The following is a 20,717-nucleotide window of genomic DNA, read 5'->3' on the forward strand; positions in this document are numbered from 1 at the left end:
ATGACGATCTGGACTGACCTGTGGGGCTCGCGTGTGGACACCGTCACGGGGGCCTACACGACGCGTGTCCTGCAGATGGGAACGGGCCCGGGGCTGCTCCTGCTGCACGGCCAGGGAGGTTCCCTGGAGAACTTCAGGCACAACATCCCCGCATACGCGCGAGAGCACCACGTGGTCGCGATCGATCTGCTGTGGCACGGTGGCTCGGGTACCCCGCCCGTCGACCGGGAGCTGCTGCCCACCTTCCTCGCGCAGGTCGAGGAGATCGTCGAGCGCATGGGCTGGGACCACTACAGCATCGAGGGCCAGTCACTCGGTGGGTGGGTCGCCGCCCTGCACGCCCTCAGGCATCCCGAGCGAGTGGACGCCCTCGTGCTCACCACTCCCATGGGGCTGTCCCCGACCGGGGAGGGCCTCACGGAGGAGCTGCGGCAACGGGTGCTGGCAGGGCAGCTGGCGGCACTCGGCGATGTCAGCACCGCCGGCATCCGCGCGCGCCTGGAGATGCTGTTCCACGACACCGGCGCTGTGGACGACGAGATCATCGAGGTCCGGCGCGGCATCTACGAGCGCCCGGAGGTCAACGCCGCGCTGCGCCAGGTCGCCCGCAACTATCTTGGCAGCGACGCGTGCGACCCGTTCCTGCTCGGGCCCGACGAGCTGGCCGCACTCGACGTCCCGACCCTTGTCTACTGGGGCAGCGCGAACGTCGGTGGAGACGAAGCAGGTCGCGCCCTCGCGGCCGGCATCAAGGGCGCGCAATACCACTGCGCCCAGGTCGGGCACTGGGCGCAGTACGAACAGGCCGACGAACACAACTCTGTCGTGCTCGCGTTCCTGCGGCAGCAGTTGCTCCTCGCGCGCGGCGCGACGCGCACCGATCCGACAGGCGAAGGGGTCGATCAGCGATGACCAATGACACCACTCGGACAGACGTCTCCTACGACACCTTCGACGTCTCACTCCCCAGCGGCAATTCCCGCTACTACCGCAAGGGCAAAGGGCTCGACAGGACCATCGTGTTCCTGCACGGATCGGGCCCCGGCGTCACGGCCACCTCCAACTGGGAGGGTGCCATCGAGCGGCTGGGTGACCGCTTCGACTGCATCGCGCCGGACGTGCTGGGCTTCGGGCACAGCGCCCATCCCGACCCCGCGCCGCACGGCATGGAGGCCTTCACCCGGGCGCGCGTCGACGCCTTGTTCGAGCTGCTCGACGAACTCGGCCTCGAACAGGTCGACCTCGTCGGGAACTCGATGGGCGGGCTGATCGCCCTGGAGATGGCGGTGGCCCAGCCGAAGCGGATTCGGCGCGTCACCCTGATGGGCAGCGGAGGAGTGGCCTTCCCGCCGGGACCGGACCTGCTGAAGCTGGTCACGTTCTACGACGACCCGACCGCCGAAGCGCTCAGCTCACTCATGCGGTGCTTCCTCTTCGATCCGTCCGCCTTCGGCGATCTCGACGCCCTGGCGAGGGACCGCATCGAACTCGCCGCCTCGCCGGAGGTCCGGCGCTCCCACCTGGCCACCTTCTCGGCCGGAGGGTATGCCGTCGACCCGGATGCTCTGACCTCGCTTCCGCATCCCGTGCAGCTGATTCACGGCCAGGCCGACCGCATCGTCCCGCTGGAGATCAGCCTGCGGTTGCTGGAGGCGATCCCCGACAGCCGGCTCCACGTGCTCGGCCGATGCGGCCACTGGTCCCAGCTGGAGAAGCCGGGCGAATTCGACGAGCTCATCAAGACGTTTCACGGAAAGGCCGAAGAATGACCATCGGGATCGCGGAACTCGGCTATGTGGTGGTCGGCGCGAGCGACGTCGACGCCTGGCGGGTTCTGGCGCAGGACGTGCTCGGGATGATGGCCGTCGACGGACCGGACTCGACGCTGAGGCTCAAGATGGACCAGCGTGCCGCCCGGATCGTGATCGAACCGGCGGACGAGGGCCGCTTCGCCGCGGCCGGATGGGTGACGACGAGCGAGGCCGATTTCGGGGCGGCACGCAAACGCCTGGAAGCCGGCGGCATCGAGGTCGTGCAAGGTACGTCGGCGCAACTGGCCGCCCGCGAGGTCCTCGACATGTTCAGTTTCCGCGACCCCTCGGGAGCGGTGCACGAGATCTCCTGCGGACCGATCGTCGACTCCACCCGTTTCGTGTCGCCCACCGGCGTGAGCCGGTTCGTCACGGACGACGACGGCCTCGGCCACGTCGTGCTGCCGACCGGGGACCGGCTGGCGGAGACCGTCTCGTTCTGGTCCGAGGTCGGAGGCTTCCGCACGGCCAACTCCCGGACCATCGCGTCGCCGGGGGGAGCCGCGGGCAAGGCCCGGTTCCTCAGCTGCAACGGGCGGCAGCACAGCCTCGCTCTGGCCGGTGTCGCGATGCCGGCCGGCTGTCTGCACATCGGCATCGAAGTCGGCTCGCTCGACGACGTCGGTTTCGCCCTGGACCGCGCCCACGCGCACGGTGTGCTTGTCCGTGGCCTGGGCAAGCACGTCAACGACGCGATGGTCTCCTTCTACGTCACCACACCGAGCGGCTTCCAGATCGAGTACGGCTTCAGCGACGGCGCCCCGGAATGGTCCACGTCGGTGTTCTTCGAAGATCCCCTCGGCAGCCATTGGGGGCACCGGTGGGTCGAGGGTGCGGGTCCCGTGGGCCGGAAGGACTGATCCGGGCGCGGGCATCGCCGAATGTACGGCTTTCCAGTCGACAACCAGGTGGCGGTGGGCATCGCGCCGCGCCACCGGGTGGGAGGAACTATGACCAGCGAGAGTGTGTCACGCCCCATGGCGGCCCCGGCCCCCGGGAGTCCGGCGGGCGGAGAACTGCTGAACCGCCGACGCATGCCCACGGTTTTCGGACCGCTTCCCGGCCCACGGAACGTCCCGTCGGACGTCGACCCGACCGACTACGTCGAGCGGACCACCGTATTCACCTTTACCGCAGAAGTTCGGCGGCATGATCTGGAGAGGTTCCTGCCGCCGTCGGCGATCTTGCGGGAGGCGATTCTGAAAATTGATGTCGTCCGGTTGGAGAATCTGCACTGGCTGGCGGGGCGGGGTTACAACATCGTGGCCGTGAGCTATCCCGTCAGCGTACCGACAGCGACCGGCGTGCGGCTCGGCGATTTCGTCGCCGTGTTGTGGGAAAGCAGGTGTGAGCCGATCCTCACCGGCCGGGACGAGCTCGGACACCCAAAGCTGCCCGCCGACATCACCGTTCCCGCGCACGACAGCCAACCGACGCGGGCGACGGCCTCTTGGGACGGGACGCCGTTCTTCTCGGCCGAATGGACCGACATCCGCACCGCCGAAAGCGGCGACGGCCCACCCTCGGCACCCCCGGCCCCTGTGTTCACACACCGGTATCTGCCCCGTGTCGGTTCGTTGGAGGAGGCCGACATCAGCTACCTCACCTACGACCACCGACGCCCACCCGAGGGCCATCCGGTACCTCAGGTCCGCTACCGGGGCGTGGCCGACGGAAGCTTCGAGTTCAAACCAGCGAGCTGGCAGCAGATCCCCTTCCAGTATCCGGTGATCAATGCTCTGGCCGGCATCGAACCCCTCGCCTTCCGTCCGGTGACCGTGACCGTCGCGGAGGGCCTGTTCCCCGTCGCGGGCGGCGTCCCGCTGGACGGTCCGGGACTGGGCTAGCGCGTGTCTCTTCGATGGGTTGGTCAGTTGATCGGATGTGCCTGTCCGATTAGTGATCACCGATGCGATGCGGGACCGGATCGAGCCGCTGATGTCGGCGGATCCGGTCCGCGGGCGGCGATGGGCCGACCACCGGCGCACTCTTGAGGCCATCGCGTGGAAGTACCGCACCAACTCGCCCTGGCGGGACGTTCCCGACGAGCTCGGCTCGTTCCGGACCGCTCACAAGAGGTTGATCAGATGGGCCGTCGACGGCAGGTGGGAGATGGTCCTCGCCGCCGTCCTGGCGGCGGCGGACGCCGTCGGACGACGACATCGACTGCACGGTGTGGACTCCACAGTCGTCCGGGCCCACCAGCACGCTGCCGGAGCACTCAAAGGGGCAGTCCACTTCCGTGAGCCCGCCGATCATGCGCTCGGACGCTCCCGCGGAGGGCTGAGCACCAAGGTCCACCTGGCGTCAGACGGCTGCGCACGGCCCCTCGCCTTCACCGTCACCGCAGGCCAGGCAGGTGATGCACCCGCCTTCGAGACGTGATGTCCCGCATCCGCGTGCCCCGAAGCGGGCCGGGCAGGCCGAGGACCCGACCTCTCGTTGCCCTGGCCGACCGCGCGTACTCCTCCCGCGTCATCCGCAGCCACCTGCGACGCCGGGGCATCCGTGCCGTCATCCCGCAGCCGTCCGCCCGGCTTCGACGCGGAGGCCTACAAGCAGCGGAACACCGTCGAACGGTGCATCAACCACCTCCAACAGTGGCGCGGCCCGGTCACACGAACCGACAAGTTCGCGATCGCCTACCAGGCCGCACTCCACCTCGCGGGCATCCTCATCCGGACCCGACGCCGACCAAGGAGACAGAACCTTGGGGACACTTTGCCGACCGATGACGCAAAGGGCCCGCCCGCGGGCCCTTTCGCATGCGTGAGCAGTGCGGGGCCTACTGGCCGAATCACTCGACGCGCTGCATCACGTCGCGGCAGAAGGCGCCGATGCCGGCCGGGTCGTCGATGACCTGGTTGGGCTTGACGCAGAAGAGCCCGAAGCCCTGCTCCAGCTGCTCGGGTATCGAGGACAGGGCCTGGCCGAGGTCGGCGGGGGAGTGGTCGTCCGGGAAGACCGGACGGGTGCCGCCGATCATCTCCAGCTCGGCGATGTCGCGCCCGGCCGCGGCCATGGCGTCCTTGAGGGTCTGGAGTTCCTGGTCCGTGGGCCGCCCGAGCGGGTGGAAGCCGTGCCCGTGCTGGACGAGGCGGCGCAGCACCGGGCCGTGCAGCGTCTCGCCACCGAACCAGAGCCGGGGCCCGTCGGGGCGGTGCGCCTTGGGCTCGAAGTAGACGTCCTTGAAGCCGTAGTACTCGCTCTCGTGGCTGACCGGGCCGGAGTCGGGGTTCCACAGTTTCGCCCAGACCGCGAGGTGCTCGTCCAGCAGCTTGCCGCGCCTGGCGAACGGCACGCCGAGCGCGTTGTACTCGTCGCGGCTCCAGCTGACCGTGGGCTGCACCATGAGGCGGCCCTCGCTGAGCAGGTCCAGGGTGCCCAGCTCCCGGGCCAGCAGCAGCGGATGGCGCAGCGGGGCGAGCACGGCGGCGGCCAGCCGCAGCCGCTCGGTGACGGCGGCGATGGAGGCCAGGATCAGCAGCGAGTTGGGCCAGGGGGTGTACGGGTCCTGGTTGCCCGGCAGCGCCCAGTCGCGGGGGTTGCCCATGATGCCGCCCGCCCCGGCGTCGGGGCCGAGCACGATGTGCTCGCTGATCATGACGGAGTCGAACCCCGCGTCCTCGGCCTCGCGTGCCCAGCGGACGACGGCCGGAAGATCGGCGCGGTCCCCGGTCAGGGTCCAGTTCTCGCTGAGGACGAGCAGCATGCGGGGTGTGGCGGTCATGGAGCCCTGCCGTCTTCGCCTGGATACTGTTTGGACTCAAACACAATTCTCGTCCTCGTCCCGCGCAACCCTCTGGTGCCGAATTGCCGCAGGCCGTTGCGCACGCCCGGCCGGCGTGTGGGGTGACAGATGCGAGGGGAGCCATGGTGACGGCCGACGCCGGGGGATCGCGGCGGGTGACGTACCGGACGCCACCGGCGCTGCTCGGCCCGCACTCCTCCGGCGCCAACGGGACGGTGCTCACGGTTGACGGCGGCACAACCGCCGTGGACCGTGAGCACCGTCCCGTTCGAGGTGGCCGAACCGACTACTTCGCAGGGCTTTCGAAGTGATGCTTGTGCTCCCGGAACCAGCCGTATACCGAAAGAGGCTTCCGGCCGAGAATCCGCTCCGCGCAGTCGCTGACGGACAGGAAGGCCGCACCGCCGGCTTCGAACTCGAAGTAGCTCATCATGGCGCGCATGCCGGCCGCCGGATCAGCCCAACGCCCTTCGAACATAGGGGCCAGCAGTTCCTGGTAGGCCTCCTGCGAGGTGTCCACCTCGAGCTTGACCTTGAGGACGTCCGACAGCATGGCCGCGGCCTCGTACGTGTCAATGACGTCTTGACCGTTGGTGATCGAGTACAGCTGATGGATCTGACGCTCGTCGGGCGAGAGCAGCAGTTCGGCTGCGACCTCTCCCGCGTCCCGGGAGTCGATGTGCGGTATCAGCCGGTTCGGGTAGACGAATTTCCGCTGCTCACGTACCAGGCGAGCCTGCTGCAAGTAGTTGTCCGTGAAGGTGGACGCCACGTTGAGATAGGTGACCGGGAGTTTGGCCGCGTCGAGAACCCTCCTGGCCACGAAGTGCTTGGCGGCCCCGAAGTGCGCGATGTCGTCAGGGAAGTCCGTCTCGGTACTGCCCGGAGCGAATCCGACAAGACGCACGATGTGTGTGGCCGTGCCCGCGTCGAGGACCGCGTTCACGAGATTCTTCATACCGGCTTCTTCGTCGAAGACGGAGGGCGTGACGACGAATATGCCCTCCATTCCCTCGACGGCCGATTTGAGGGTCTGTGGATCGTTGTAGTCCGCCCGGACGCACGTCGCTCCGGGGAACTCCTCGCTCAGGGACCGCACGCCGGCGTCAGTGGTGCTCGCGAGTCGCAGGCCTATGCCGGGAGCCTTGTACTGCAGGTGCCGAACGAGGGCTCGTCCGACTCGCTTGGCCGCACCGAAGACCAGCACGGTGCGTGGGACTTGCTTCTTCTTGCCGATCTCAGACATTTCATCCCTCCGAAGATCTTCGTAGAAAGCGATCAGACCGAGGAAACCGCGTCTCGGGTGGCCTGCTGCCCGAACGCTCCGTATTCGGGCAGCGCGCCGGGACCGCGAATGAGCGGTCCGCGGCAGCCGTCCACGCGGCGAGTGAGTCCGCGGTGCCCCCGCCCCTGCCGCGCCTGGTCGATCGTCGCGCCGCCGTTCGGAGCGGCGACGACGGTGAGGTTCCATGCGCAGTTGCCCGGGAAGTACTCGTCCATGTCTGGATCCTCAAGTCCGGTCGCGCGATGGAGAGGTGGAGGCGGACTCGCAGGATCAGACCGGGGGCGCGACGAAGACCGGGTCGGGGAGATCCTCGGGGGCCCTGGCGATCATGTCCTCGATGGAGTTGGCCGTGCCCCACTGGTCCTGCACGTTCGGCTCGGTGAAGTCGTAGACGTGCGGGTGCCAGGCGTCCTCGTCGAGCAGTTCCAGTTCGGTGGTGTACTCCATGACGTTGGCGCTGGGGTCGATGAAGTAGCTGAAGGTGTTGTCCCCGCCGAGGTGGCGTCCGGGCCCCCACTGGAGTTCCACGCCCGCCCGCTTCAGACGGCCCGTTCCGCGCAGGTACTCGTCGATGCCGCGCATCTCGAAGGAGACGTGGTGCAGTGAGGCGTGCCGGCCGCGGGCGATGGCGAAGCTGTGGTGCTGGGGGTTGCAGCGCATGAACCACATCCCCTTGCCGACGGTCGGGTGGGTGAGGATGTCGGAGACGGCGAAGTCCAGGTGCTGCTCGTAGAACGCGACCAGGACCTCCGGGGCGGGCGAGTTCATGACGGCGTGCGACAGCCGCACGGGGATGGACTCCTTCTCCTCCACCTTGCGGTGCACACGGGGCGCCACGTCCGAGGAGACCTCGACGACCCGGCCGTCCGGGTCGAAGAACCGGAACCCATAGCCCCCACCGGGGGTGTTGAGCTTGCCCGGCTCGGTGATCAGCTTCACCTCCGCCAGGGTGAGCCGGGCGGCGACCGCGTCGACGTCGGCGGCGGTGGCCGCGCCGAACGCGACCAGGTCGACGCGCTTGCGCTCGTCCTTCCGCAGCCGGACGACGTACTGCTCGGGCGAGCCTACGGCCGCCAGGAACGCGATACCGGTGTCGTCTGCGACCTTCTCCAGGCCCCACAGGTCCTGGTAGAAGGCCAGTTGCTTGGTGTAGTCCGGCACAGCCAGATCGACGTGCCGGAGATGGGTGATCAGACGGTCGGGCACAGTGGAACTCCGATTCTCGTGGCGGGATCAGGCTGGCTGGGAACGAAGGGGGACGAGGCGAACGCGGGGTGCGAAGGCGTCGAACAGGTTCTGGCCCGACGTGTTGTGGCCGGTGTCCACGTCACGGACGTCGCCGTCGCCGAAGGCGTCGGTGGCCTTCTGGCCGGCCTCTTCCGGTTCGTCCGGTCCGTCCACTCCGATGCCGTTCACCGGCGCCGTCGGCGGCCCGCCCGCACCGAACTCGATCGACAGGGGCAACGGCGTGCCGAGGGGCGGTGAAGCGGGACACGGCATCGCTGTCCTCCTCGGGTTCGATCGGTGGGCGAGGACGGCACGGACCCGTCGTCTGACGGTCGCCTGTTCGTGTCCGGGAGGTCACCGATGCGTTTCCGTCGGCCTGCTGCCACTCTGACGTCCGGTAGCGGTGCTGACCAGCGGATCGTTCGTATGGACACATCGGTGGTGTCAATGACATGCAGGTCAGGCTGCTGATGCGCCCTTGCCCGCGGTCTCGGCGAGTGATTCCGGCGGCGTGGAACGGCCGCCGTACTGCACGCATGGCGAGTTCACGGGCCCGCGTGACGAATCCGGCGGGTCCGCCGTCGTACTGGTTGATGTACCGGATCACTCCGCCCGCGGCACGCCCTTGTCGAAGCGGCGTACGGCATCGAGCCGTCCTTCGTCAGCCGGACGTTCCTTTTCCCGCCCGCGCAGGGAAGGTCACCGTTGCTGAGTGACCTCCCGAGGCGGCATCGACTGCTCCGCCGTCACCGGCACGGGCTCGGCCAGCTCAGCCGCCGCGGCTGTGATCATTTCGCGCAGCCACTTGTGCTCACGATCGTCCTGACGGGCTTTGTGCCACCAGAACGTCTCGATCAGCGGGGGAACGTGGAAGGGGCAGTCGAGCACGGCCAGGTCCGGATGGCTGCCCAGCTCGGCCATACGGCGAGGCATGAACGCGAGACGACTGCTACCGGACACCAGCGACGGCAAGGACATGAATCCTTCGACGACGCTCACGATGTTCAGATCCCGGCCCAGGATGGACAGTTCACGGCGGGGCGGGCTCATGGCCTGCTGGGTCCGGTAGGTGGCGACCCACGGACGGCGCGCGAGTTCGTCCACGGTGAACATCAATCCCGGCGGCGCGTGTTCCCTGCTGGCGATGAAGCACCAGTTGTCCGTGAAGACCGGCAACGACGGCAGGTCCCCGATGAAGCCCCGCGGCGCGAGCACGCCGTCCGCCGTGCGCAACGCGAACTCGGGTTCCTCCGCGCCCAGGTTGATGTCGAGGAAGCAGATTCTCGTGTTCGGCGACTTCTCCGCCAGCAGGCGAAGCAGCGGTTTCGCAAGCACGAGACTGATGTCGGTGGCCCAGATGCGGAATTCCCGGTCCATATTGCGCTGATCAGTGTTCGGGTCTACCGCCATCAGGCGGTCTATCGCATCCACGGCCACCGCGACGCGATCCAGCAGTGCCATCCCGCCGGGGGTGAGCTCATATTTGCCGCCCACGCGGACCAGCAATTCATCTTCGAAAATTCGACGCAGGCGCGCCAGCGCATCGCTCATCGCAGGCTGCCCCAGACCTACCCGAATGCCGGCACGGGTTACGTGGCGCTCCTCCAGGAGCGCACGCAGCGAGCGGAGCAGGTTTGCGTCAATGTTTTGCAGGCGCATCCGACCAACCTTGTGTTGCGTGTCACGACCGCCATCAGCGATCGCGATGCCGTCATCAGCAATCAGCTCTTCCCGCTCTGGGCAGCCCGGGTCATGCTTACCGAACGTCAACTCTTCGGGAAGGGTGTGGCTTGTAATGGTGACAATCAGTGTAGTCGGCCGGTCGGCAGATGCCTCCGCGTCGGCGAAGGGCGAGGACGCCGCAAAGGGACGACAGCCGGATCAGGGCCCGGCTCTCTCCAGCCGTCAGACGTCCCCGTCGTGGGCCGTGGTCCGATGACCACGACGACGTCTGCCGCATTGGCGCCCGCGGAACTGGCCGCAATCGCCGGCTTGGTCGATCAGCGGGCGGTCGACGAGGTGCTGCACCGTCTGATCCGGTGCGTTCAGGGAGCCGACCTGTCCGAGGCCGAGGACGTGTTGGCTCCGTCCGTGAGCCTGGACCCCTACGGGGACGACGTCTCGGCATGGGTTGAGGCCTTCGGGGGCGACGGCGCCACGGTGTCCGTGATGCTGGGCCGCGAGCTGAGTTTTCAGGCGACTGGGGAAGACGCGCGCGAGGTGGTGCTGCCCTACCAGGTCAGCCGGGTGGTCGACTCGCCCTCCCCGGCGACTCGGCTGTGGGGCGGGACCTGGAGCCTGCGGCTGACGCGCGGTGGCCCGGTGGGATGGCAGCTCGCCTCGCTGTCGCAGACCCGGGACTGGGAGTTGGGTGACGCGCAGCCCGTGGCCGGGGTGGGTGTCAGTGCGCATGACTGGATCCAGATCCAGACGCTGTACGCCCGCTACGCCGCCAGTGTCGATTCCGGCGATGTGGAGGCGTTCGCCGCGCTCTTCGCCCCGGACGCCGTCTTCCATGTGCCCGACGGTGTGACGACCGTGACGAATCTGCGTGCGATGGCGGCGGGTATGGCCGCCGACCGGGCAGCTCGCGACAGCCAGAGCCGTCACTGGACCCACCACCTCGTCTTCACGCCGGCCGGTGAGGGGACCGATGGAGGAGAGGCCAAGGACGACCGGCTGGTCGTCCGTGGCTTCGCCGGGGTCGACGGCTCCGTCGGCGGGCAGTATGTGACGCTGGCGTCCGGCCGGACCACCGACGAACTCGTTCGGGACCAGAACGGGCAGTGGCTCTTCGCGTCGCGCCGACCGGAGCCCGACCTCCCGCTCTTCTGACCGCCCGCTCCGTCCGGTGCCGGATCGGCCGTAAGCCCGGCCCGACGGAATCCGTCGGGAACTCGTGGCCGGCTGGTCAACGAAACGAACATCGAAAGATTTCGAGGTGTCATCGTGGTAGACGAGAATGACCACCCCAATGTGTCGACGCTGCGGACCATCTACGGCAGCCTCTCCTCCTCTGTCGCCGAATTCGTAGCCGATGATGTCGTGCTGCACATCCCGGTCCGTGATCCGGACGGAAACCGGATCCAGATCAGAGGCAAAGAGAAGGTGCTGGAATACGAAGCCGCCTCGATCAAAATCGCCGCAGACATCCTGGATATTTCGGTCGAGCACATATATGCGAACGATTTCTTCGGCGTCGCGTTCGGGAAAATGATGATCGGCGATGACCTGGCGACACCGTTCTGTGGATTGTGGCGGTTCGCGGACGGCAAGATAACGGAGCACTGGGAGAATCCGTACGATGCCGATGCCCTTATGGCCCGGCTTTCCTCCTGACAAACCCTTGAGGCGAAGCCCGTAGACACGGGCGGCCGCGTCGAGCGACGGGGCGGCACTGCCCGGCACGGCACCGTGCCGCCCCTTCCGCGCAGTTCCGGACCCCACACAGACGTTGCCCATGCTCCAAGGAGTTGCCATGTATCTCACCCAGAGCGTCCACCGGGCCGTCCAGGAGGGGCCTGGCAAGCCCTCCACCGTCTTCGGGGAGCGGGTGCGGACAGCAGCCGAATCGGCGGAACGCATCGCCCGTCTGGCCGGCGCCCTGCGGGAGCTGGGTCTCCGTGTGGGGGACCGGGTGGCCATGCTCGCCCTGAACTCCGACCGCTACCACGAGTACTTCTTCGCGTCCTGGTGGACGGGCGCGGCTGTGGTGCCGGTGAACATCCGGTGGGCCGCGTCGGAGATCCTCTACTCCCTGGAGGACTCGGGAGCGCGGGTTCTGCTGGTCGATGACGCGTTCGTGTCCGTCGTGCCGGAGCTGCGCAAAGCCCTCGACACGGTCGTGTACTGCGGGGACGGCCCGGTGCCGGAGGGGATGCTCGGCTTCGAGGACCTCATCGGGGCGACCGAACCGGTGGCGGACCTGCGGCTCGGCGGGGACACGCTGGCCGCCGTCCTCTACACCGGCGGAACGACCGGCTTCCCCAAGGGGGTCATGCTCACCCACGCCAACCTCCTCACCTCCGCGCTGGGCAGCCAGGCGTACGCGGGTCTGACCTCGGCCGGTGGACGCACGCTGCACTGCGCGCCCCTGTTCCACGTGGCCGCCCTGTGCGTCTGGCTGATGCAGAACGTCATGGGCGGCACGCATGTGATCCTCCCGGTGTTCGACCCCGTCGCCGTACTGAAGGCCGTCGAGACACACAAGGTGATGTCGATGCTGCTGGTACCGACGATGGTGCAGGCGGTGGTCGACCATCCCTCGCTGGACGACTACGACCTGTCCAGCTGTCGCCGCATCCTCTACGGCGCATCCCCGATCTCCGAGGCCGTGCTCAAGCGCGCCATGAGGGTCTTCGCGGACGCCTCCTTCGTGCAGGCGTACGGCATGACCGAGGTGGCTCCCGTCGCCACCCTGCTCACCGCGGAAGACCACGCCGAGGGCCGACGACTGCGTTCGGCGGGCCGGCCGGCCCCGCACTGCGAGATCCGTATCGGTGCGCCGGACGGGACCGAAGTGCCGCGCGGCTCGGTCGGCGAGATCCTCGTCAGGGGCGGTCATGTCATGCCCGGTTACTGGAACAGACCCGAGGAGAGCGCCGAGGCCCTTCGCGACGGCTGGATGCATACCGGGGACGGCGCCTACATGGACGAGGACGGCTATGTCTTCATCGTCGACCGGATCAAGGACATGATCGTCTCCGGTGGCGAGAACGTCTACTCGGCCGAGGTGGAGAACGTCGTCGCCCGGCACCCCGGTGTCGCCTCCTGCGCGGTCATCGGCGTCCCCGATGACGCGTGGGGCGAACGGGTGCACGCCGTCGTGGTCCTCAAGCCCGGCTCCACCGCCACCGCCGAGGACATCCGTGAGCATGCCAAAGCCGCGATCGCCGGCTACAAGGCGCCCCGCAGCGTCGAGTTCGTCGAGGCGCTGCCCCTCTCGGCCGCGGGCAAGGTCCTCAAGCGGGACCTGCGCGAACCGTACTGGAAAGGTATGGACCGCGCTGTCAAGTAGCGCCGACGGGCATGCCCCCGGCCGAGGCAGGCCGCATCCGCGAAGTGCCTGCCGCGGCCGGACTCATCCGCACGGGTGTCGACCCGCCGCCGTGCTCACGGGAGCTGCCGGGCGGACAGGGCGGGAAGGACCACCGCATCGATGTAGGAGATGAGGAAGGTCTGCGTGGGCGCCCGCTTCTCGATGAGTGATCTGGAGACGAACGCTCCGACGATCATGTGCATGATGTAGTCGAGAGCCTCGTTGTCGGCGCGGATCTCACCCCTGTCGACCGCCCGTTGCAGCACGCATCGGAACTCCGCCGTCTCCGGGTCGATCAGATGCTCCCGGAGGGCGTCCAGGAGGTCGGGATGGGAGTGGACCGCCATGGCCAGACCCCGCATCAGCGCGGAGTTCTGCTCGATTTCGGCGTCATTCTGACGCAAGGTGAGGGCATGGAGGTCACCCTTGAGGGATCCGGTGTCTATTTCGCCGATATCCGTGCCGCCCGGTTTCTTGTGGCGCACCGCCTTCGCGACCAGCTCCGCCTTGCCACCCCACAGGCGGTAGAGGGTCGCCTTGCTGGACTTCGTGCGCGCTGCCACGCTGCCCATGGTGAGGGCGTCGTAGCCGACCTCCCGGAGCAGGTCGAGCACGGCCTCGTACAGCTCGGCGATACGGCCGGGCGAAATCCGACTGCGACGCGCCGTTGCGATCTCAGTCATCTGCTTCGTCTCCTCGATATCAGTTACTACGGCACGTTGTGGGCCAGCACGGTTGCCATGAGTCCGCGCAGCTCGGCGGCTTCGTCGGGGCGGCCCAGGACGAGTCTGGTCAGGGCGATGTCGTTGGCGACGGCGAAGGAGGCGTGGACCCGGATGAGGGCTTCCTTCCTGGGCAGTCGCGGCCGGGCGGCGGTAAGCAGGTCCGCCCAGTGCTCGGTGTATGCCCTCTGGAAGCGGCGCAGTTGTGCGGCGGCGGCCTTGGGAAGGTTGTGGCCTTCGCTGAAGTAGGTCGCCACGAAGTCGCGATAGTCGGTGACGGTGTCGACGTACGAGCCGATGAGAAGGTCCAGGGTCTGGCGCGGTGACTGGTCCGTCGTGCGGGCGTGGTCGGCGGTCTGGCGCAGCCGTTCACCGATCCGGTTGGCGATGGCCTGGAGCAGTTCGGCCTTGCCGGTGAAGTGGCTGTAGATGCTGGGCCCGGTGATACCCGTGGCGGCCCCGATGTCCTCCATGGTCACCGCGCGGTAGCCGCGGTCGCGGAACAGCTGTGCCGCGACCGTGATGAGCTGTTCATGGCGGGTGTTCAGCGATCCGGGCTCCGCGTAAGACTGTCTGTCCGCTTCTCCCGGGGCCGCGGATCTCGGCTCGGTGGTCAGCACGTTCATGGCGATCGCGGCCAGCAACTGTTCCGTCGCGGGCTGGGGCAGGCGGACCCGGTGGTCGGAGATGCTGCCCAGCACGCTGGCCGCAGCCCAGGTCAGGAGTTCGGCGTCGCCGGTCGGTAGGTCCGGTCGTACCCGGTGCAGTTCACCGACGACGAGATGCGCGGCCCGGCCCATCGTGGCGGCGATGACCCCTCGTTGCGGGCCGTCGAGATGGCGTCGTTCACGGCGCCACAGGGCGGCGATCTCGGGTCGGCCGGTCATGGCGGCGGCCAGGTCCTCGTAGACCTGCGTGAGGCGCTGTGCCGGGTCGGCGCCGGAAGGCACGGGGGGTGCTCCGGGGCCGAGTCGTGTGGTGACCGGGGCCAGGATCTGTTCCAGGCCGGTGCGCAGAATGTGATCGAGGAGGGCCTGCTTGCCGGGGAAGTGCCGGTACATCGCGGGGCCGCTGATCCCCGCGGCGGCGGCGATGTCGTTCACCGACACGTTGTGGAAGCCGTACCGCGCGAAGAGTTCCGCGGCGATCAGGGCGAGCTGTTCACGCCGGGCCCGTGCCGGACGGCGGCTGGTGGTGTGCGCCTGCCCGGTCACTGATCACCCGTCCAGGGAAGGAAGTCGGGCAGGCCCTCGGACACCCGGGCCGGGAACTTGGGCGGCCGCCTCTCCAGGAACGAGGCGACGCCTTCCGCGGCGTCGGGCCTGTGCACGAGATCGGCCACCAGTCGGGTCTCCAGGTCGTGGGCGAGCTGCGGTGAGTCGAAGGGCGACATACGGTAGATCATCTGCCGGGTGATGGCGACCGCCACGGGAGACGTGTGCGTGATGATCTCGCCGGCCAGGCCGTACGCGGCGTCCAGCAGCGCCTGCGGTTCGTGGACGCTGTGCACGAGCCCGGCCTCCAGTGCCTCCTGGGCCTGGACGAGCCGGCCGGTCATCATCCAGTCCAGCGCCTTGGGCAGGCCCACGAGGCGAGGCAGGAACCAGGTGGAACCGCCCTCGGCCACGATCCCCCGCCGGACGAACGGGAAGGCGATCTTCACCGTGGTCGCGGCCAGCCGGAAGTCGGCGGCCAGCGGTACGGTCGCGCCCGCACCCACCGCGGCTCCGTGGAGTGCGGCGATGACCGGCTTGTTCATGGCGAAGATCCGTGACGACACCCAGCCTGCCGGCTCCAGTTCGAGCGGCGGCAGATCGTTCTGTCCCGGCTCGGTGACCTCGAAGCCGCCGCCGGACAGATCCGCGCCGACACAGAAGTCGCGGCCGGCTCCGGTGAGTACCACCGCGCGCACGTCGTCGTCCGCGTCCGCGCGGTCGAAGGCGTGCCGCAGCTCCTGGGCCATCTGCACCGTGTAGCCGTTGCGCGCCCCGGGGCGATCGAGCGTGATGGTCGCCACACCTTCGGACGCCACGTACGTCACCTGCCGGTATACGCCCACATCACCCTCCTAAGTTAATGATTGATAGGTGCGATTATGTGGTTGCAGTGCGTTGACAGCAAGGGTTCTGTCGCACATGGTTAATCGCCATTAGGTCACATCGCTGTGGAGGTGACGGATGGGCGTGACACGGCACCGGTCCCCTTGGGAGACCGAAGAGCTGGTGGCCGTGCGGGATCTGGCTCGCACCTTCTTCGTGAAGGAGGCCGCTCCGCTGGAGGAGAAGTTCGCGGAACAGGGCCATCCGGATCCGGAGCTGTGGCGGCGCGCGGGCGAGCTGGGCCTGCTGTGCACATCGATCCCCGAGGAGTACTGCGGGGGAGGCGGCACCATCGCGCACGACCTGGTCGTGTACGACGAGCAACTGCGCGCCGGCGCCGGGGCGATGGCCATCAGCGTGCACTCCGGGATCGTCGCCCACTACATCAACGCCTACGGCACCGAGGAGCAGAAGCGACGGTGGCTGCCGAGAATGGCGAGCGGCGAGCTGATCGGGGCGGTCGCGATGTCCGAGCCCGGTGCGGGCTCGGACCTGCAGAACATCGTCACCCGCGCGCGACGCGACGGCGACGAGTACGTCATCAGCGGGGCCAAGACCTTCATCACCAACGGGCGGAACGCCGGGCTCGTGGTCGTCGTCGCGAAGACCGATCCCGCCCTGCGTGCCAAGGGCATCTCGCTCGTCGTCGCCGAGGTCGACGACGGCACTCCGGGTTTCCGCCGCGGCAAGGTCCTGCACAAGGTCGGCCAGCACAGCACGGACACCGCCGAACTGTTCTTCGACGAGGTGCGGGTGCCCGCCGCCAACCTGCTGGGACCCGAAGAAGGCCGCGGGTTCGCCCAGCTGATGGACCAGCTGCCCCAGGAGCGGCTCATCATCGCCTCTCTCGGACTGACCTGGATGGAGGCAGCGCTCGCCATGACGGTCGAGTACGTCACGGAGAGGCAGGCGTTCGGCGGGCCGCTGATGGCACTCCAGAACACCCGGTTCGAACTGGCGGAGTGCGCCACCGTCGCCCGCGTCTGCCGGGTCTTCCTGGACGACTGCGTCGCGCGCCATCTGCGCGGCGAACTCGACGCGGTCACGGCGTCGATGGCCAAGTACTGGATCACCGACCGCCAGACCGAGGTCGTGGACCGCTGCGTGCAACTGCACGGCGGCTACGGCTACATGCTCGAGTACCCGATCGGCAGGATCTTCGCCGACGGCCGGGTCCAGCGCATCTACGGCGGCGCGAACGAGGTCATGAAGGAACTCATCGCCCGCTCGCTCTGAGCCGCCGGCGACGGGTCACCGGAAGACGGGTCACCAGAGAGGAACAACCCCCATGAGCACAGAAGCGTTCGTCTACGACGCCGTCCGCACCCCCCGAGGCCGAGGCAAGCGGAACGGCTCACTGCACGGTGTCAAACCCATCTCCCTGGTCGTGGGCCTGATCGACGAGATCAGGCGCCGCCACCCCGCCCTCGACCCGAGCCTGATCGACGACGTCGTCCTCGGCGTCGTCACACCCGTCGGCGACCAGGGCTCCGACATCGCCAAGACGGCCGCCCTCGCCGCCGGCCTGCCCGAGACGACCGCCGGAGTGCAGCTCAACCGGTTCTGCGCATCGGGCCTGGAAGCCGTCAACATCGCGGCACAGAAGGTGCGGTCGGGCTTCGAGGACCTGGTGCTGGCAGGAGGTGTCGAGTCGATGTCCCGGGTCCCGATGTCCTCCGACGGCGGTGCCTGGATGATGGACCCGGAGACGTCGTACGAGTCCTACTTCATCCCGCAGGGGATCGGCGCCGACCTGATAGCGACCGTCGAGGGCTACTCGCGTGAGGACGTCGACTGTTACGCGCTGCTGTCGCAGGAGCGAGCGGCGAAGGCGCAGGCGGGGGGACGGTTCGCCAGGTCCGTCGTACCGGTGGAGGACCGCAACGGCCTGACGGTCCTCGACCACGACGAGTTCATCCGGCCGGACACCACTCTCGACGGACTGGGGGCGCTGAGGCCGTCGTTCGCGGCGCTCGGTGACGCGGCCGGCTTCGACGCCGTGGCACTGCAGAAGTACCACTGGGTCGAGAAGATCGACCATGTGCACACGCCGGGCAACTCCTCCGGCATCGTGGACGGCGCCTCCCTCGTGGCCATCGGCAGCGAGCGGGCCGGCCGGGAGGCCGGGCTGACTCCGCGCGCCCGCATCGTGTCCACCGCGGTGTCCGGCGCCGACTCGACGATCATGCTGACCGGCCCGGCCCCGGCCACCCGCAAGGCCCTGGCCAAGGCCGGTCTGGACATCGGCGACATCGACCTGGTGGAGATCAACGAGGCGTTCGCCGCCGTGGTCCTGCGCTTCATGAAGGACATGGACCTCCCGCTGGAGAAGGTGAACGTCAACGGCGGTGCCATCGCCATGGGCCATCCGCTCGGCGCGACCGGCGCGATGATCCTCGGCACCGTGATCGACGAGCTGGAACGGCGCGACCTGCGCTACGGCCTGTGCACCCTCTGCGTCGGCGGCGGGATGGGCATCGCCACCGTCGTCGAGCGCCTGTGACCCCCTCGCGTCCCACCCAAACGAGAGACACCGCCATGAACGAGCAGGACTTCATCCGCTGGGAGCACGGCGCGGACGGCGTAGTCGTCCTCACCATGGACGCCCGGGGCCGCTCCACCAACGCCATGAGCATCGCGTTCGTCGACGCACTCGCCGCAGTGCTGGACCGGCTGGAGGCCGAGCGGGACACCATCACCGGTGTCATCGTCACCTCGGCCAAGACGACCTTCCTCGTCGGCGGAGACCTGGAACAACTCATCGCGACCGAGGCGGACGCCGCCGCCGGGGCGATGGCCAACGTGACCCGGATCAAGAGCCTGCTGCGCCGCCTGGAGACCCTGGGCAGGCCCGTCGTCGCGGCGATCAACGGCGCCGCGCTCGGCGGCGGCCTGGAACTCGCCCTGTCCTGCCACCACCGCATCGCCCTCGACACCAGGGACTCCCGGTTCGGCCTGCCCGAGGTCACCCTCGGCCTGCTGCCCGGCGCGGGCGGCGTCGTGCGCGCCGTACGCCTGCTCGGCTTCACCGACGCACTGGTCAAGCTGCTGTTGAGGGGGCAGCGGTACACCCCCGCCGACGCACTCGGCTTGGGCCTCGTCCACGAGGTCGTCGACACCGCGGAGGAGATGACGGCGCGGGCCCGGGCCTGGATCGCCGAGCACCCCGAGGCCGTCCAGCCCTGGGACGTCAAGGGATACAGGATCCCTGGCGGCACTCCGGCCACACCGGCGTTCGCCGCCAGCCTCCCGGCGCTCCCCGCCACCCTGCGCAAGCAGTTGGGCGGCGCCCACTACCCCGCGCCGCGCAACATCCTTGCCGCCGCGGTCGAGGGCGCCCAGGTCGACATCGACACCGCGTTCACCATCGAGGGCCGCTACTTCGTCGAGCTCGTCACCGGGCAGATCGCCAAGAACATGACCCAGGCGTTCTTCTTCGACATGAAACACATCAACAGCGGCGGCAACCGGCCGCCCGGCTTCGACACCTGGAGGGCCACCAGGGTGGCGGTGCTCGGCGCCGGAATGATGGGCGCGGCCATCGCCTACGTCTGCGCCCGCGCCGGTCTGGAGGTGGTCCTCAAGGACGTCTCCGCCGAGGCCGCCGAGAAGGGCCGGGGATACTCGGCGAAGCTGCTGGACAAGGCCGTCGCCCAGGGCAGGACCACCCGGGAGCGCGCCGACGGGACGCTCGCCCGGATCACACCCACGGCGGATGCCGAGGACCTGCGCGGCTGCGACCTCGTCATCGAGGCGGTCTTCGAGAGCCCCGAACTCAAACAGAAGGTGTTCCAGGAGATCGAGGACGTGGTGGCACCCGGTGCCCTGCTCGGCTCCAACACCTCCACGCTGCCCATCACCGGGCTGGCACAGGCGGTGCGGGACCAGGAGAACTTCATCGGCCTGCACTTCTTCTCCCCGGTCGACAAGATGCCGCTCCTGGAGATCGTCGTCGGCCGGAAGACCTCCGACGCCGCGCTGGCCAAGGCCGTGGACCTCGCCCGCCAGATCGGCAAGACCCCGATCGTCGTCAACGACAGCCGCGGGTTCTTCACCAGCCGGGTGATCGGCAGGTTCCTCGACGAGGCGGTGGCCATGGTCGGCGAGGGCCTGAATCCCGCCTCCGTCGAACAGGCCGCCCGCCAGGCCGGCTACCCCGCTCCCGCACTTCAGCTGATGGACGAACTGACCCTCACCCTGCCGCGCCGGATCCGCGAGGAGACCAAGGCCGCGACGCTGACCGGGGGCGGGGAATGGCGGACCCATGGCTCCGAGGCCGTCGTCGACCGCATGATCGACGAGTTCGGCCGGGAAGGACGCTCCTCCGGCGCCGGGTTCTACGCGTACACCGACGGCAAGCGCACCGGCCTGTGGCCGGGGCTGTCCGAGCATTTCGCCCGCCCTGGCCACGAGATCCCCTTCCGGGACATGCAGGAACGCATGCTGTTCGCGGAATCCCTCGACACCGTCCGCTGCTTCGACGAGGGCGTGCTGCGCTCCGTGCCCGAGGCCAATGTCGGCTCCCTGCTCGGCATCGGGTTCCCGGGCTGGACGGGCGGAGTGATCCAGTACATCAACCAGTACGACGGCGGACTCGCCGGATTCGTCGCACGCGCCCGGCAACTCGCCGAGCGGTACGGCGACCGCTTCACGCCGCCGGCCTCGCTCGTAGAGACGGCGGACCAGGGCGCGTCTCTGGTCTGACCTGTATGCCGGCTTCAGCCGGGTGGCCGACTCCGCCGTCGTGACCCGGCGGCGGAGCCCGCCGTGGACGTTGCGGGCCG

General features: G+C 68.5%; 19 protein-coding genes and 1 pseudogene. 11 read left to right on the top strand and 9 right to left on the bottom strand.

Features of this window, described 5'->3' with window-relative positions; all coding sequences use genetic code 11:
• The 5 genes and pseudogenes from ACYQ8Q_RS44080 to ACYQ8Q_RS44100 all read left to right on the top strand — a co-directional run.
• Entirely contained in the window at window positions 1–912 is a 912-nt protein-coding gene (locus ACYQ8Q_RS44080) for an alpha/beta fold hydrolase (RefSeq protein ID WP_460072979.1), read from the top strand.
• Window positions 909–1,769: an alpha/beta fold hydrolase gene (locus ACYQ8Q_RS44085; RefSeq protein WP_460072980.1), complete on the top strand. Its 861-nt coding sequence runs from the start codon at window positions 909–911 to the stop codon at window positions 1,767–1,769. The genes ACYQ8Q_RS44080 and ACYQ8Q_RS44085 overlap by 4 nt, the downstream gene beginning before the upstream one ends.
• On the top strand, window positions 1,766–2,671 hold the full coding sequence (locus ACYQ8Q_RS44090; RefSeq protein ID WP_460072982.1) for a VOC family protein: 906 nt from the start codon (window positions 1,766–1,768) through the stop codon (window positions 2,669–2,671). Before ACYQ8Q_RS44085 ends, ACYQ8Q_RS44090 begins: the two co-directional genes overlap by 4 nt.
• A gap of 174 nt (window positions 2,672–2,845) precedes the next feature.
• A complete protein-coding gene (locus tag ACYQ8Q_RS44095) occupies window positions 2,846–3,658 on the top strand; it encodes an acetoacetate decarboxylase family protein (RefSeq protein WP_460072983.1) in 813 nt (270 codons plus the stop codon).
• A gap of 37 nt (window positions 3,659–3,695) precedes the next feature.
• Window positions 3,696–4,505, top strand: a pseudogene (locus ACYQ8Q_RS44100) (IS5 family transposase); the annotation flags it as partial.
• Between the two features lie 103 nt (window positions 4,506–4,608).
• On the opposite strand, the gene ACYQ8Q_RS44105 reads toward ACYQ8Q_RS44100, so the two are convergent.
• The 6 genes from ACYQ8Q_RS44105 to ACYQ8Q_RS44130 all read right to left on the bottom strand — a co-directional run bounded on the left by ACYQ8Q_RS44105 (window position 4,609) and on the right by ACYQ8Q_RS44130 (window position 9,844).
• Window positions 4,609–5,541, bottom strand: coding sequence for an LLM class flavin-dependent oxidoreductase (locus ACYQ8Q_RS44105; protein ID WP_460072984.1), 933 nt, complete (start codon window positions 5,539–5,541; stop codon window positions 4,609–4,611).
• A 307-nt stretch (window positions 5,542–5,848) separates the two neighbouring features.
• Window positions 5,849–6,808: an NmrA family NAD(P)-binding protein gene (locus ACYQ8Q_RS44110; RefSeq protein WP_460072986.1), complete on the bottom strand. Its 960-nt coding sequence runs from the start codon at window positions 6,806–6,808 to the stop codon at window positions 5,849–5,851.
• 32 nt (window positions 6,809–6,840) lie between these two features.
• Window positions 6,841–7,062 carry a hypothetical protein gene (locus tag ACYQ8Q_RS44115; protein WP_460072988.1) on the bottom strand — a complete coding sequence of 74 codons (222 nt, stop codon included), beginning with the start codon at window positions 7,060–7,062 and terminating at the stop codon, window positions 6,841–6,843.
• Window positions 7,063–7,117: 55 nt separating this feature from the next.
• Complete coding sequence (locus ACYQ8Q_RS44120) at window positions 7,118–8,053, bottom strand: VOC family protein (RefSeq protein ID WP_460072989.1); 936 nt, start codon at window positions 8,051–8,053, stop codon at window positions 7,118–7,120.
• Window positions 8,054–8,080: 27 nt separating this feature from the next.
• Window positions 8,081–8,347, bottom strand: a complete 267-nt coding sequence (locus ACYQ8Q_RS44125) for a hypothetical protein (RefSeq protein ID WP_460072991.1) — start codon at window positions 8,345–8,347, stop codon at window positions 8,081–8,083.
• Window positions 8,348–8,773: 426 nt separating this feature from the next.
• Window positions 8,774–9,844 carry a LysR family transcriptional regulator gene (locus ACYQ8Q_RS44130; protein WP_460072992.1) on the bottom strand — a complete coding sequence of 357 codons (1,071 nt, stop codon included), beginning with the start codon at window positions 9,842–9,844 and terminating at the stop codon, window positions 8,774–8,776.
• A 165-nt stretch (window positions 9,845–10,009) separates the two neighbouring features.
• Between ACYQ8Q_RS44130 and ACYQ8Q_RS44135 the strand changes: the two genes are divergently transcribed.
• From ACYQ8Q_RS44135 to ACYQ8Q_RS44145, 3 genes are all read left to right on the top strand, one after another.
• A complete protein-coding gene (locus ACYQ8Q_RS44135; protein ID WP_460072994.1) occupies window positions 10,010–10,909 on the top strand; it encodes a nuclear transport factor 2 family protein in 900 nt (299 codons plus the stop codon).
• Between the two features lie 114 nt (window positions 10,910–11,023).
• Window positions 11,024–11,413 (top strand): nuclear transport factor 2 family protein, encoded by a 390-nt coding sequence (locus ACYQ8Q_RS44140; RefSeq protein ID WP_460072996.1) that lies wholly within the window; start codon window positions 11,024–11,026, stop codon window positions 11,411–11,413.
• A 139-nt stretch (window positions 11,414–11,552) separates the two neighbouring features.
• Complete coding sequence (locus tag ACYQ8Q_RS44145; RefSeq protein WP_460072998.1) at window positions 11,553–13,091, top strand: acyl-CoA synthetase; 1,539 nt, start codon at window positions 11,553–11,555, stop codon at window positions 13,089–13,091.
• A 95-nt stretch (window positions 13,092–13,186) separates the two neighbouring features.
• Here ACYQ8Q_RS44145 and ACYQ8Q_RS44150 read toward each other — a convergent pair whose 3' ends face one another.
• From ACYQ8Q_RS44150 to ACYQ8Q_RS44160, 3 genes are read right to left on the bottom strand one after another with little or no spacing between them, the layout of a single operon-like run.
• The gene (locus tag ACYQ8Q_RS44150; RefSeq protein WP_460072999.1) at window positions 13,187–13,795 is read right to left on the bottom strand and encodes a TetR/AcrR family transcriptional regulator; all 609 of its coding nucleotides are present in this window, start codon (window positions 13,793–13,795) and stop codon (window positions 13,187–13,189) included.
• 26 nt (window positions 13,796–13,821) lie between these two features.
• Window positions 13,822–15,048 (bottom strand): TetR/AcrR family transcriptional regulator, encoded by a 1,227-nt coding sequence (locus ACYQ8Q_RS44155; protein ID WP_460073001.1) that lies wholly within the window; start codon window positions 15,046–15,048, stop codon window positions 13,822–13,824.
• Window positions 15,045–15,893, bottom strand: a complete 849-nt coding sequence (locus ACYQ8Q_RS44160) for an enoyl-CoA hydratase-related protein (protein WP_460073002.1) — start codon at window positions 15,891–15,893, stop codon at window positions 15,045–15,047. The genes ACYQ8Q_RS44155 and ACYQ8Q_RS44160 overlap by 4 nt, the downstream gene beginning before the upstream one ends.
• 118 nt (window positions 15,894–16,011) lie before the next feature.
• Between ACYQ8Q_RS44160 and ACYQ8Q_RS44165 the strand changes: the two genes are divergently transcribed.
• The 3 genes from ACYQ8Q_RS44165 to ACYQ8Q_RS44175 are packed head-to-tail and all read left to right on the top strand — an operon-like array spanning window position 16,012 to window position 20,637.
• Window positions 16,012–17,169, top strand: coding sequence for an acyl-CoA dehydrogenase family protein (locus ACYQ8Q_RS44165; protein WP_460073003.1), 1,158 nt, complete (start codon window positions 16,012–16,014; stop codon window positions 17,167–17,169).
• 52 nt (window positions 17,170–17,221) lie between these two features.
• Window positions 17,222–18,436, top strand: coding sequence for an acetyl-CoA C-acetyltransferase (locus ACYQ8Q_RS44170; protein WP_460073004.1), 1,215 nt, complete (start codon window positions 17,222–17,224; stop codon window positions 18,434–18,436).
• Between the two features lie 35 nt (window positions 18,437–18,471).
• Window positions 18,472–20,637 carry a 3-hydroxyacyl-CoA dehydrogenase NAD-binding domain-containing protein gene (locus tag ACYQ8Q_RS44175; RefSeq protein WP_460073006.1) on the top strand — a complete coding sequence of 722 codons (2,166 nt, stop codon included), beginning with the start codon at window positions 18,472–18,474 and terminating at the stop codon, window positions 20,635–20,637.
• Window positions 20,638–20,717: the final 80 nt, after the last annotated feature.

It is taken from the genome of Streptomyces sp. YKOK-I1 (assembly GCF_054660435.1).

Excerpts from the sequence above, each read along its gene's own strand:
- ACYQ8Q_RS44125 (WP_460072991.1), bottom strand. The coding sequence starts at position 8,347 with ATGCCGTGTCCCGCTTCACCGCCCCTCGGCACGCCGTTGCCCCTGTCG.
- ACYQ8Q_RS44145 (WP_460072998.1), top strand. The coding sequence starts at position 11,553 with ATGTATCTCACCCAGAGCGTCCACCGGGCCGTCCAGGAGGGGCCTGGC.
- ACYQ8Q_RS44095 (WP_460072983.1), top strand. The coding sequence starts at position 2,846 with ATGCCCACGGTTTTCGGACCGCTTCCCGGCCCACGGAACGTCCCGTCG.
- ACYQ8Q_RS44110 (WP_460072986.1), bottom strand. The coding sequence starts at position 6,808 with ATGTCTGAGATCGGCAAGAAGAAGCAAGTCCCACGCACCGTGCTGGTC.
- ACYQ8Q_RS44170 (WP_460073004.1), top strand. The coding sequence starts at position 17,222 with ATGAGCACAGAAGCGTTCGTCTACGACGCCGTCCGCACCCCCCGAGGC.
- ACYQ8Q_RS44105 (WP_460072984.1), bottom strand. The coding sequence starts at position 5,541 with ATGACCGCCACACCCCGCATGCTGCTCGTCCTCAGCGAGAACTGGACC.
- ACYQ8Q_RS44135 (WP_460072994.1), top strand. The coding sequence starts at position 10,010 with ATGACCACGACGACGTCTGCCGCATTGGCGCCCGCGGAACTGGCCGCA.
- ACYQ8Q_RS44175 (WP_460073006.1), top strand. The coding sequence starts at position 18,472 with ATGAACGAGCAGGACTTCATCCGCTGGGAGCACGGCGCGGACGGCGTA.
- ACYQ8Q_RS44165 (WP_460073003.1), top strand. The coding sequence starts at position 16,012 with ATGGGCGTGACACGGCACCGGTCCCCTTGGGAGACCGAAGAGCTGGTG.
- ACYQ8Q_RS44080 (WP_460072979.1), top strand. The coding sequence starts at position 1 with ATGACGATCTGGACTGACCTGTGGGGCTCGCGTGTGGACACCGTCACG.
- ACYQ8Q_RS44090 (WP_460072982.1), top strand. The coding sequence starts at position 1,766 with ATGACCATCGGGATCGCGGAACTCGGCTATGTGGTGGTCGGCGCGAGC.
- ACYQ8Q_RS44150 (WP_460072999.1), bottom strand. The coding sequence starts at position 13,795 with ATGACTGAGATCGCAACGGCGCGTCGCAGTCGGATTTCGCCCGGCCGT.
- ACYQ8Q_RS44115 (WP_460072988.1), bottom strand. The coding sequence starts at position 7,062 with ATGGACGAGTACTTCCCGGGCAACTGCGCATGGAACCTCACCGTCGTC.
- ACYQ8Q_RS44085 (WP_460072980.1), top strand. The coding sequence starts at position 909 with ATGACCAATGACACCACTCGGACAGACGTCTCCTACGACACCTTCGAC.